At 57.1% G+C, this 13,218-nt stretch carries 5 protein-coding genes; all 5 read right to left on the reverse strand.

Annotated elements, in window-relative coordinates; genetic code table 11:
* Nucleotides 1-178: 178 nt before the first annotated feature.
* A complete protein-coding gene (locus QP802_RS10030) occupies nucleotides 179-1,381 on the reverse strand; it encodes an acetate kinase (protein WP_284818649.1) in 1,203 nt (400 codons plus the stop codon).
* Nucleotides 1,382-2,725 (reverse strand): phosphate acetyltransferase, encoded by a 1,344-nt coding sequence (pta, locus tag QP802_RS10035; RefSeq protein WP_284818651.1) that lies wholly within the window; start codon nucleotides 2,723-2,725, stop codon nucleotides 1,382-1,384.
* A gap of 601 nt (nucleotides 2,726-3,326) precedes the next feature.
* Complete coding sequence (locus tag QP802_RS10040; RefSeq protein ID WP_070478228.1) at nucleotides 3,327-4,778, reverse strand: Abi family protein; 1,452 nt, start codon at nucleotides 4,776-4,778, stop codon at nucleotides 3,327-3,329.
* A gap of 435 nt (nucleotides 4,779-5,213) precedes the next feature.
* Nucleotides 5,214-10,328: a Rib/alpha-like domain-containing protein gene (locus QP802_RS10045; RefSeq protein WP_284818654.1), complete on the reverse strand. Its 5,115-nt coding sequence runs from the start codon at nucleotides 10,326-10,328 to the stop codon at nucleotides 5,214-5,216.
* 439 nt (nucleotides 10,329-10,767) lie between these two features.
* The coding region (locus QP802_RS10050; protein ID WP_407933415.1) for a hypothetical protein at nucleotides 10,768-13,218 on the reverse strand (2,451 nt) is incomplete at its 5' end.

Consider the following 13,218-nt stretch of genomic DNA (forward strand, 5'->3'; position numbering starts at 1 on the left):
CCCATCATCGTTCCTTCTCAAAACTGTCCGTACATTGCTAAACGCTACTCAGTGTACTCACTGTGCAGACATTTGCTTTTACGGCTGTTGACATGCCGTTCTAAAGTCTAACGAATAGACGCTGCACAACAAAGGTGTTGAACAATGACGAGACGCAGCTCGTGGCGCCGCCAATAGGCTAGGCCCGACGCGCGAGCGCCGCCGCTTTCTGCGCGATGGCGAGCTCCTCATTCGTCGGCACGACAAGCACTTTCACGCGAGAATCGTCGGCGGAGATGATGCGCGGGCCATCGTTGGGCAGCGAGTTGCGCTCGGGGTCGATCTTCACGCCGAAGGCCTCCATATTGTCCAGGGCGTCCGCGCGCACGAACTTATCATTCTCGCCCACGCCCGCGGTGAACGTGATCGCGTCCACCCTGCCCAGCGCCACCATGTAGCTGCCGATGAAGCTGCGCAGCCGGTTGATGTAGACGTTGTAGGCCAGCCAGGCGTCGCCGTCCTCGTTTTCGATCATGGCGCGCAGCTCGCGGAAATCGTTCACGCCGGCCAGGCCCTTGACGCCGGAGCGCTTGTTCAGCAGCTCGTCGATTTCGTCGATGCTCATGCCGCCGTGGCGCGCCAGGTGGAAGATGATGCCCGGGTCGATGTCCCCGGAGCGCGTACCCATGACCAGGCCCGCGAGCGGGGTGAGCCCCATCGACGTATCGATCGCGTGCCCGTTCGCCACCGCCGAGCACGACGCACCGTTACCCAGGTGCAGCACGATCTGACGGGTGTGGTTCGGGTCGGACCCGATCAGCCCCGGCACCTGGCCCGAGACGAATTCGTGGGAGGTGCCGTGGAAGCCGTAGCGGCGGATCTGGTTCTGGCTGGCAACGTCCGCGTTGATGGCGTAGAGCGCCGCGGCCGGCGGCAGCGAGTGGAAGAAGCCGGTGTCGAAGACCGCTACGTGCGGGATGTCCGGCAACAGTTCGCGGGCAACCTCGATGCCGTCAATGTTCGCCGGGTTGTGCAGCGGCGCCAGCGGCACCAGGTCCCGGATCATGTCGACGACCTGGTCCACGATGATTTCAGGCTGGCTGAACACCATGCCGCCGTGCACCACGCGGTGCCCCACCGCCACCACGTCTAGGTCCTTCGGGCTCACGCCACGCAGCGCTAGGCGGTGGAACGCCTCCTCCAGCCCGTCCTTGTGCGTGGGGATGGATTTTTGCAACACCCAGCGGTCCTCGCCGTGCTTAATGGTAATGCGGCCTTGGGGTTCCCCGATTTGCTCGACAAGCCCGGAGACGAACGGTGCGTCCGAGGCATCCGAATTCGGGTCCACAATCTGGAACTTCACCGAGGAGGAACCAGAGTTGATCACCAGTACGTAGCTCATTTACTTCACCCCTGCCTGAATCGCGGTCACGGCCACAGTGTTCACAATGTCATCGACCGTCGCGCCGCGCGAAAGGTCGTTGACCGGCTTGTTCAGCCCCTGCAGAATCGGGCCAACCGCCAGCGCGCCGCCAGTGCGCTGCGCGATCTTGTACCCGGCGTTGCCCGCCTCAAGGTCGGGGAAGATGAACACGTTCGCCTGCCCCGCCACGGGCGAATCGGGTGCTTTCTGCTTCGCGACGCCCCCATCGCACGCAGCGTCAAACTGGAGGGGGCCGTCAATAATTAAGTCGGAATTAATAGCGCGGGCGGCGGCAACGGACTCGACCGCGCGCTCCACGTCGGGGCCCGCACCGGAGGTGCCCGTGGCGTACGAAAGCACCGCAACCTTCGGGTCGATACCGAATTGAGCGGCGGTCAACGCGGAGCTCACTGCAATCTCGCCGAGCTGCTGCGCGGACGGATTCGGATTCACGGCGCAGTCGCCAAACGCCCAGAGGCGGCCCTGCATCACCATCAGGAAGATCGAGGACACCACCGAAGCCTCCGGGCGCGTCTTGATGATCTGGAACGCCGGCTTAATCGTCTCCGCCGTGGTGTGCACCGCGCCGGAGACCATCCCGTCCGCGCGCCCGGTGTGCACCAGCATCGTGGCGAAGTAGGAGACGTCCTGCATAGTCTCGCGGGCCTGCTCCAGGGTCACGCCCTTGGATTTGCGCAGCTCGGCGAAGGTCTGCGCGAACTCTTCAGCCAGGTCGGAGGTGCGGTGATCCAGCAGCGTCGCCGCCGACACGTCCAGCTCAAGCTCCTGCGCCTTCGCGGCAATCACGTCCACATCCCCCAGCAACGTCAGCTTCGCGACGCCCCTCTCCAACAACCGATGCGCCGCCTCCAGCACACGGGGCTCCTCGCCCTCCGGCAGGACAATGTGCGCGCCGACCTCGCGGGCCTGGCCCAACAGGTGCGATCCGAAGACCAGCGGCGACATCACCGGCGCGACCTCCGGGATGGTGAGGTCGGCCGCGTCCTGCACGTCCGTGACCGTTGCGAGCAGCGTCGCACCGTGGCGTTCCACTATCCGTTGCGCGAGGGGTGCGCGCTGCGGGGCGTCGATAAGCACGATGACCGCAGCCCCGAGCGCTGCGGCGAGCTCCGCATCAAAGGAGCACTCCCCCTGGCCCACGAACAAGGTGCCCTGTTCTTGGTCGGCGCAGGTGGCGTACGCCTCGGCGAGCGTCTCCCCCGTGACGTGGATGGTTTGGAGGCCGTGCTGTGCCGCGAGCGCGTCAGCATCAGCACTGCCGAGGTTCGTGTTAGTGCAGGTAAGCAGTAGATGTTGAGCCATAACCCAGCCTTTAGAATCGTGGCGGACATAAATGCGTATCATTCTACAGACCCATCACGACACGCGGGCAGACAAATGGGGCCTAGTTCACATTTCTTTGATTTCTGGCGCTGGGTCTCAGTTGTGGCGGTGGCCGGGTCGCCGGCTCGCCGGGTCGCTGGCTCGCCTTTCAAAAAAGTTCCCGCGCCCGGGAACCATTTTCGGTTTTGGGCCGGGTTCGGTCGACCAACGCTTATGTTTCCCCAGGTCGGGACGCCTGTCTACGAAGATTGTTCCCCGTTCACAGCTGAGCAAGGGAACTTTTCGGGTTGGCAGGGTGGCGCTCCATGGCTTTCATTCGTGTCGAGGTGTTCAAGGAGTGCGACGCTGGTCGCCGAAAATCGCCCCTGGCCGGTGAGAATGTGCGACCTGCATCGCACGCTTCTAATCGCACGCTTTGAGCAGTTTTAGGGGTTTTAGGGGTCGGCCACGCGTCCGGAAGCTACTACGCTGACTAGTGAAACTATCGCACAGTCGCCAGGAAGCATTTTCAATTCGAAGCTAACCGCCTCAGAGGTCACTCCTTAACCATGCAAAAAGACTTTTGAGCGAAATGGCAAGGCTACCGAAGAATACTTCTTACAATCTCGGGAGTGAGCTCCCCCTGTATGAGAGCCTGTTGAGGGCTTTTGCCTTTAAGCTCATTCTCGACAGCTGTGTTCCACCATTTCAAAGCGCTCCACCTTTCCTCTTCCGTACCCTGACTTCCATTCAACAGAATCCTGTTAGCTTCAATCACTGCAGGGAAAAGGTCCCCAGCGACTCGGTTAAATTGAAAAGCGGGGTAACGGTGGGCTTTTACCCCTGGAACTGATAAAAGGGCTCCGTTCTTTCTGTAGTAGTTCAACGAGCTTCTTCCTCCCGTAAATTTGTCTTCTGACCTTGCAGGCAGGAGCGGCCCAGCATCAGCTGCATAGAGAAGCGGAGTACCCCTAAGAAGATTCGCTTGTTCAACAAGGTCAGCATCACGCTGGTAGTCAGGCTGCCAGATGGCTTGGTTCTCCCACCCCTCGGGAAACCCCATATCATAAATTCGATCTGGGTCTTTTCGAAAGAACCCCTCAATCTTAGGAACAATCGAGTCACAGAAGGTGTTTTCCGGATGTACGCGAGCTAGCAGGAAAATGATGAGGGACAACGACCCGTAAATCCTTGTTAGAGGTCGAGTGAGATCACCCTTTGCATAGCCAGTGTCAGTACTTGCGGTTAGATGCTGCAGTTCTTTGATGTTACTTGGGACGGAGAAGGGTGCAGTATGGTTTCTATTCCATAACCGAGCATGATGCGCACAGTAGTTCCGAGTCTGTCGTATATGCTCTATCCAGCTTGAGAATGCATGCGCATCACCGGATCCATCATGTTGAAGCAGATCAAATTCTACCGCTATCTGCTGACGCTCATTTTGCCTCATCCCGGAAAATAATAGGTTCAGCTGTTCAAAAGTCATTATTTCCGTTACAACCCAAATGGGAAGGGGCTTTCCGTATTTCTTGTGGAAATGCGCAATGAATGCTTCATTGGAGATTTCTTCGATTTTCTCCAGCTTCCTCACCCATTTATGATGACGGCTTTCCTCCCACATACACGTGTTCTGCCAACCATGATGCTGAGTCGTCTGGCATTCCTCTTTAAACCATTCCGGCTCAAGCTTTGACGAATCCAAATGCGAAAATGCGCCGAGCTGCCCTAGCGCGTATCCGATTCTCGCACGAATGGCTACTTCTATGATGGAGATAGCGGAAAGAATTGCCATGCGTAGATAGCTATCGAACTCGTAAATTTCTAAAACTTTTTCAAATGAGGTGCCAGGTTTAAAATTCGACGACCTAGGATCACCCTCTTTCTTTGGAGGTAACCGAAACGGATACCAATATCCCGACAATCGGTAGTACCCAATCGATTGCAGTCGCCCAAAGGCGTCCTGTTTGTCCTTAAACGACATACCACGCTCTTCGAGTAACGAAATTTGATCCTCGATTTCGAGAAACGGTTTATTGTACTTGCTTTTTGGCATAGTCGCATTATAAGGGCCAGAAAGAGAACCAGCCGCCTTTCCTTATCGGAAATGACGGCTAGTCGTGATGCTGGCCATTGTAGCATTGATCTTGCGTGCTGTCACCCCAGCGGGGTAGGCGAAGTACATGCACTGTTTGTGCGTGGCTTTCGTGCTGCTTTCATTCGTGTCGAGGTGTTAAAGGAGTGCGATGCTGGTCGCCGAAAATCGCCCCGGGGCGGTGAGAATGCGCGACCTGCATCGCACGCTTCTAATCCCACGCTTCGAGCAATTTGAGGCGCGGGCGCGCGACGAGCCGCTACCCCGCCCGTAAAAATGCAGAAAGCTGCCGCCCGCCACAAACGGCGGACAGCAGCTTTTCGCTTCTCAGAGACCGGTCAGTAATCGTTTAGCTCGGGTCACCCACGAGGGGTCACTGTGAGCTAAACGTGCCCCTTACTTCTGCTCTTCCTTGGAGGACAACTGCACGGTCTTGCCGGAAGAACCCTTCAGCTCCAGGTCCTTGACCGAGGAGGAAGGACCGCCAGGCTTGCAGTTGTCGTAAATGATCGTGCCGGCCAGGATACCAGCCGCGATCAGTGCGATACCGCCGACGACCATGCCCAGATCCGCACCAACGGTACGCAGCTGCGCATTGATCTGCTCAACCTGCTTGGCCATCTCCGGGTTGAAGATGCCAGCCTGCTGCTGGATGCGGGTGTTCGCAGCCTGCAGCTGAGCGCTTGCCTGTGCGGCGAAATCGCTCAGGCCAGGGATCTGAATCTGGGAAGCCAGACCCAGTGGCAGCAGCGCGATCAGCGGCAGACCGAAGCCCACAGCGGATGCGGCACAGCGACCAGCGTTGATCTTGCCATCGTTGCCGTCGAATGGGTTGAGGCCCTTCTTCAGCTCATCGCCGTTGTTCACGCCGTCGCCATCGAAGTCACCGTCCGCATCCAGGATGGACTTGCCGTCCTGGCCAACCAGGGTGAAGGACGCCTTCACACCAGTGTGCTCGCCGGTGCTGTTCTTCACGGTGACATCCACCGATGGGTTTGCAAGCGGTGCAAACTTCTTCGTGAAGTCGTCCCAGCCCTTAGCGTCAGCCGTCTTGAAGGCCTTCATGAGGTCCTCCGTCGACGGTGCCTGACCAGTGACATTCGCGGAAGCTTCAGTGTTGATGTCCCACTTCGCACCGTGCAGCTCACCGCCGTTGCGCTTGGTGATCGTCGCCGTCGTGCCCTTCGGCGTATCGACGGCCTCTCCGACCTTCTCGCCGTCCTTCTTGTTCAGCTGAACCTTGGCAGTACCCGTGGCACCCGGCCTGACGTCGGTCTTCGGGTAGGACGCCACAACGTTGTCACCGAGCTTGTCACCCTCGGATGGGTCGGTTTGGTCACCGGTTCCCGGCTTGTTTTCCTCGCCACCTGGGTTCTGGGCCTTGTCGACCTCGATCTCGATCTCAGCCTTGCCACCAGGCAGGTCCGGATCCTCGACGACCAGCTTAATCGGTCCTTCGACATCCTTACCAGGTGTGACGTAGACCTTGCCGTCGTCGCCGACGCGGACCGGCACGTCCTTGCCGTTCTTGTCGGTTGCAGACTCCTTGGTGTCGCCATCCTTGTTGTTAATGATGACGCCGGTGTCCTGCTCCTTTCCGTTCGGCACGACGGGCTTCTTGCCGTCAGCGTTGACGTTGGTCTCTGCCTTGCCGTTGTCGTCGCGACCCTTCTCGTGGCCATTGACGTCAATCTCAACCTGAGACTTGCCTTCAGGAAGACGTGGGTCCTCGATTGTCACCGTAATCGGGCCATCAACGTCCTCACCAGGCGTGACGACAACGTTACCGTCCTTGTCGATTTCGACCGGGACGTCCTTGCCATCCTCGTCCTTCGCGGAGATCTTGGTGTCCTTGTCAGGATTCTGAACCTTGACACCAGTGTCCTGCTTCTCGTTGGTCGGGTCGACCGGCTTCTTGCCGGAATCATCAACCTTGAAGTCAGAGTTGTTGTCATCGCGACCCTTCTCATGACCGTTGACCTTGACCTCGATCTCAGTCTCGCCACCAGGCAGGTCAGGGTCGGTGACCGTCACCGTGATCGGACCATCAACGTCGGTGCCAGGGGTGACGTGAACGTTACCGTTCTCATCGATCTCGACCGGGATGTCCTTGCCGTCCTCATCCTTAGCAGTGACATTGGTGTCCTTGTCCTTGTTGTTGACCTTGACGCCAGTGTCCTGCTTCTCATCGGTCGGATCGACAGGCTTTGCGCCAGTTTCGTCGACTGTGGTCTTCGGGGCTTCCGGCTTCGTGTCCGAACCGTTGTCATCACAGTCCTTCTCGTGGCCCTTAACCTCAACCTCAACCTCGACCTTGCCGCCAGGCAGATCCGGGTCCTCGATGGTCAGCGTGATCGGTCCATCAACGTCGGTGCCAGGGGTGACGTGAACATTGCCGTTCTCATCAATCTCGGCCGGAATGTCCTTGCCGTCCTCATCCTTAGCAATGACCTTGGTGTCGCCGTCCTTGTTGTTGACCTTGACGCCAGTGTCCTGCTTCTCATCGGAAGGATCGACAGGCTGCTTACCAGACTCGTCAACCGTGGTCTTCGGCGCTTCCGGCTTCGTGTCCGAACCGTTGTCGTCCTTGCCCTTCTCGTGGCCGTTGACCGGAACCTCGACCTCGACCTTGCCGCCAGGCAGATCCGGGTCCTCGATGACTACCGTGATCGGACCATCAACGTCCTCACCTGGGGTGACATGGACGTTACCGTTCTCGTCGATCTCGGCAGGGATGTCCTTGCTATCTTCGTCCTTCGCAGAAACCTTGGTTTCCTCGTCAGGGTTGACGATCTTGACGCCGGTGTCCTGCTTGTCGTCGGTCGGGTCGACAGCCTTCTTGCCGGAGTCGTCGACAGACGTCGGATCCTGAGCCACATGGACGGTGACGTCGACTTCATCCTTCGAGCCATCCGGGTAGGTCACGACGACCGTGCCCTGCTTGTCACCAGGCTCGTCGGTGTTTGGCTCTTCCTTCCACTCGTACTCGGTGCCGTCAGGAAGGTCTTCCTTGTTAGCGATCGAGTCTTCAGGCTTCGGCTTCTCTCCCGGCTCAACCGTTTGATCCTGCCCCTTCGGATCGTAGGCGTCAGCCTGGGACTTCACAGCCAGCGGGACGATATCGGTCTGCTCGTGCTTTTCACCGTTCTGATCCACCAACGTGTACGTCACAGTCACGTTCGGCTTCTCCTCAGAAGCCTCAACCGGGGTCGTTGGGGTGCCGGTGATCTTTCCGTTTTCAAACGTCAGGCCATCTGGCAGTCCCTCAACCTTGAGGGAGCCTTCCTCGATCTCGAAGCCCTGTGGCAGCTTGTCGAAGCCCTCAGGCTTCACTTCCTGCTCGTATGGCTCGCCGACGATGCCGTCCTGGAGCGGAGTGTCCGTCACCGTAATCTTTGTGACGACCTCTTCGTACTGCTTCTCTGCAACAGTGGACTTCTCCGTCTTCTGGATGCGCTGCGCGGGATCTTCCTCATCAGGGTTTTCCCAAACTGGATCACCGTTTTCATCGGTCACACCAACGTACTTGTCCACCATGACCTCGACCTCGCGGGTCACGGTCACTTCGGTGGTGCCAGGCTTGGTTGGGGTGCCAGTGATCTTGCCGGTCTCGGGGTCGATCTCAAGGCCCTCTGGCAGCTTATCGGCGGAGTACTTTGGTTTCGAGTTCTCAGCAAGGTTGTCAGGGAGCTTCTCGAACAGGTCCGCGACGTTGTTGTCTGGGTACTCTTCGCCCGCGGAGCCAAGCGGCAGTTGCTCAGGGACAACAGCAGTGAACGAGTCCGCGATCTCCCAGCGGTCAGACATCTTCTTCGAAGCAGGATCAGCAGTTACCACAGCCGCTGTGTAGACGGTGGTTTCCTTCAGGTCCTCAGGTGCCTGGAAGTCACAGGAAGGCAGTACGCCCTTCTCGTCACTCTTGACGATGCACTCTTTGCCTTCCAACTCTGTCTGGTTACCAGCGGGATCAGTTGCGTACCAACGAATTGCGTAATCTGCATTCGGCATCAGACCCGCAGCTTTCGTGGTCACCTTGGAGCCAGCTCGACCCTTATTGTCGTACGAATTGTACTCCGGAATATCAAAGATCGGCTGTGCGGACATCAGCGGGAACTGCAGACCATCCATGGCTTGTCCAGCCCACACAGAACCAAATTTGCTGAAATCCTGGAACATGTTCATCGGGAACGCCGAATTCTTGACGTCACGGCCTTCGATCTTCGGGTACACGTACATGTAGTCCGTGTTGATGTGACGCTTTTTCGTCTGGTTAATTAAACCATCACCGAACGCAGCGCGGCGCGATGCACCGTTATCTGGCATGAAGTCCTTTGCAACGGTACCGAAGTCGCCTTCTTCAAGCTTGTTGGAAATCTGCCACGTCTGATTCTCCTGCGTACGCGACTGACCATACGTGCCCTTAAACGGCAGGTAAATCGTACCGTCGGCCTTAGTCTCCGTAACGACAGTCTCAGCAATATGGGAACCTACACCGTGCTCCTCCTGGTACGCCTTGATGATGCGCTCCTGGTTTGCACGCTCCTGCTCAGCGGTGTAACCCTTGTTCGCTTCTTTCCACGCGTCAATCTCACGCGCGACCTCATCATTGAGGTACGAGGCAACAACTTCTACGCCACCAGCAGCGCGGTCACCCTGTTTCGGCTGGTACTTGTAGTATCCCGGCAGCGAACCGGCGTCCTCGCCGTTCTCCCACCACACCATCGACCAGTTTGGTGCAGCACCAGCGCTCCTGAAAGCGCCGTACTTTCCGTAGTCTGGGAACTGACCATCAACGGTCGGCTCACCGGTCTGGCCATCAAGTGCGCGGGTCCACTCGGAGTCCGGCTTCGCCAGCCAATCAACCTGTGCCGGCTTCTCCTCAAGCACGAAGCGCCCGTTGGTAATGCGGGAGCCAGCCGGGCCGGCGGTGAAGTTCCACGATTCCTGGACTCGGTTCAAACGTGTGGTGTATCGGCCGGAGTTCATATCGCCAGCGGCGACGACAGAGTACTTATTCTCGTCTGGGTTTTCGCCCCACACACGGACTTTGAACTTGCTGGCGCCAGCCAGATTGAACGCAGGGGCACCAACCCGATCAGTCACTTTACGAGTCAAGTCGAAAGAGAAACGACCCTCGGAGTCGGTCAGGGTGTAGAACACCGGGGAAACTTCGTTTTTGCCGGTGACGTACTGCAGGTAGATAACATTGCCCTTCAGCGGCTCATTGTTCGCCGAAAGATCGTCATGTCGGCCGTCCTTATTGATGTACGCGTAGCCGTGGTAGCCACCATAATCGCGCCAGCCACCCTTGGTGTAAATGGCGTTCGGAACCTTCTTATCCTTGACGGCGTCGTCAACAGTAGCGTCCGCGCCGGCAACTGCCGCAGCGGTCTCCTGGGCAAACGCAACCGGCTGCGCCAGCGGCGCAACGAGCGCAAACGAAAGTGCTGCCGCAGCGATCGAGGTACCACGACGAACTTTGTAGGAGCTTCGCACAACAATTCCTTTCATTCGTTGATTTGAAACATGTAGTCGCACCGCCGCGTTTTCACCGATCTTTAGGCTCAAACACAGGCGCTACGTGATTTACAGGTATCAAAGAATAACAATGAATGGTCTGCGCTTCTAATAGACCTTTAGGGCTATTCCATTGCGGGACTTTACGACACTAATATGTTTTAAAATCTAAGAATCCATCAGGTATACAGCGCTATGACGGTTGTCCTATAGTGCACATGTAATTGTTTGTATAGATAATTAGCAGACATATGTACGTCACCTGCGAAGACGAAGATTCCCAGAACTAACAGCGACCGTTGTCAGTGCCAATACAAAAAGCTGCCACCCGCCATATATGACGGGTGGCAGCTTTTCTCTTCTTAGGAAGCGATCAGTAAGCGCTTAGCCCCCAGCCTCCCCCGCAAGGGGGTGACTGTTCAGAGTGTATTTCTTACTGCTGCTTCTTCTCTTGCTTTGCCGGAGTCTTGTTGTCCGTCTTGGAGGACAACTTCGTCGTCTTACCGGAAGAACCCTTCAACTCCAGATCCTTCACAGAGGACTTTGGACCATTCGGGTTGCAGTTGTCGTAGATAACCGTGCCAGCCAAGATGCCAGCAGCGATCAGCACGATACCTGCAGCGACCATGCCCAGGTCAGCACCAACGGTACGCAGCTGTGCGTTGATCTGCTCAGCCTGACGCGCCATCTCCGGATTGAAGACGCCAGCCTGCTGCTGAATACGGGTGTTGACCGTCTTCAGCTGAGCATCAACCTGAGCAGCGACATCACTGAGAACCGGAATCTGAATCTGGGAAGCCAGACCCAGCGGCAGCAACGCGATCAGCGGCAGACCGAAGCCCACAGCAGAGGCAACACACTTACCGGTGTCGATACCAACCTTTGCGGTCACCTTGTTGCCAGTACCATCCTCAACAGTGATTGTTTCACCAGGCTTCAACTCGACGTCAGACGGAACGTTAACCTTCCAGTTACCATCCTTATCGGTCGTAGTCTCGATGACCTTGCCGTTTGGCAGCGTAACCTTAATCGTCTCGTTCGGGCGATCGCCCTTACCGGAGATGGTCTTGTCACCAGGCTTGATCGGGTTCACGGTTGGCGGAGTCTTATCCTCCACCGTGACGTCAGTCTCGTTTCCAGCCTCATCGGTGACCTTAATCTTGTCACCGTGGTTCAGGTCCGTACCCTCCGGAACATCAACAGACCAGTTGCCGTCCTTGTCGGTGGTCACCTTCTTCTCGGTGCCATCCGGGAAGGTCACAGTGATCTCCGAGTTCTTACGGTCATCCTTGCCAGTGATCTTCTTATCGCCAGGCTTCACGGGGTCGACCGTCGGCGCAGTGGTGTCAGGAACATCGTCACCGTTGGCCGGATCCGATCCCTTTTCGATCTCGTCCTTGTTCGAGATACCGTCACCGTCGAAGTCACCATTCGGATCCAGCAAGGACTTACCGTCCTTACCAACCAACTCGAACTTGGCGACGCCGGAGTTCTCAGAACCATCCTTGTAGATGAAGTCCACCGTCACAGACGGACGAACGTACGGAGTAAAGATCTCCTTGAAGTTGTCCCAGTTGTTCTTGATCTGCGGCAACTCGGACTCAATCTTCTCGCCGACCTTGCCGTAGCTCGGCGCCGTCGCAGTAACAACACCATTCGATCCATCAGTCTCGAACGTCCAGTCCTCAGAACCCGCAGACGGCTTGTCCTTCGCTTCCTTCACAGGAACATCAGTCTTGCCCTCAAATGGGTTCGACTCTTCAACCTTGCCGGCCTCGACGTTCTTACGGTCACCATAATTCGGGATGAACTTCGCAGCATCCGACTCCGGGTCAACGATCTTGACATCGATCTCGCCAACCTTGTTGCCATCCTTGCCGGTAACGATGACCTTGGCATCCTGCGGATCAGTACCCTTCGGCACCGTCACCTTAACGTTGCCGTCCTCGTCGATGACAACCTTCGAGCCTGGAATCTCGTTGCCGCCCTTGTCAACGAGCTTGCTTTCTTCGTCGCCCTTCGGGTTCTTAACCTTGCCAACCTCGTGGGACTTACCATCAGCCGGCACAGTCGAGTTGCTGTTCGGAACTACAGACGGAGTTTCAGGCTTCGAGTTCGGATCCTTCGGATCCGTACCCGCCTTCTTCTCATCCTCATCAGAGACACCATCGTTGTCATCGTCATCATCGTTGACATCCGGGATACCGTCACCATCGGTGTCACGCTGGACCTTGATGTCCTTGGTGTCCTCAGCAACCTTGTTGCCGTCCTTATCGGTGATGGTGACCGTAACAGTTACGTTACGCTCTTCCTCATCCTTGCCCCAGTCATTGATCTTATCCGGGGTACCAGTGACCTCACCAGTCTCTGGCTTGACCTTCAGACCACCAGGCAGGTTTTCAACCTCAACCTTGCCGCCCTCCGGAACATCCTCCGCGGTTTCGAATGGCTTGATCGGCTTGCCCTCGATGACAGTCTCAGGCGTCTTGTTCACTGAAGGCGTGCCTGGAGTCTTGTCGGAGCCGTTGTCGTCAACACCCTTCTTGTGGCCGTTGACCTCAACCTCAATGTCCTTCTTGCCACCGTCGAGATCCGGATCCTCAACAGTCACCGTAATCGGACCATCGACATCCTCACCCGGGGTGACGTGAACGTTACCGTTCTCATCAATCTCGACCGGGACGTCCTTGCCGTCCTCATCCTTAGCAGAGATCTTGGTGTCATCATCCGGATTGTTGACCTTTACACCAGTGTCCTGCTTGTCATTAGTCGGATCAACAGGCTTCTTACCAGACTCATCAACCGTGGTCTTGTCGGAGCCGTTGTCGTCAACACCCTTCTTGTGGCCGTTGACCTCAACCTCAATGTCCTTCTTGCCACCGTC

Origin of the sequence: Corynebacterium sp. UMB10119B (assembly GCF_030228125.1) — a bacterium.
GTDB lineage: Bacteria > Actinomycetota > Actinomycetes > Mycobacteriales > Mycobacteriaceae > Corynebacterium > Corynebacterium pseudogenitalium.

Coding starts and splice junctions, on each gene's coding strand:
- QP802_RS10030 (WP_284818649.1), bottom strand. CDS start 1,381: ATGAGCTACGTACTGGTGATCAACTCTGGTTCCTCCTCGGTGAAGTTC.
- pta (WP_284818651.1), bottom strand. CDS start 2,725: ATGGCTCAACATCTACTGCTTACCTGCACTAACACGAACCTCGGCAGT.
- QP802_RS10040 (WP_070478228.1), bottom strand. CDS start 4,778: ATGCCAAAAAGCAAGTACAATAAACCGTTTCTCGAAATCGAGGATCAA.
- QP802_RS10045 (WP_284818654.1), bottom strand. CDS start 10,328: ATGAAAGGAATTGTTGTGCGAAGCTCCTACAAAGTTCGTCGTGGTACC.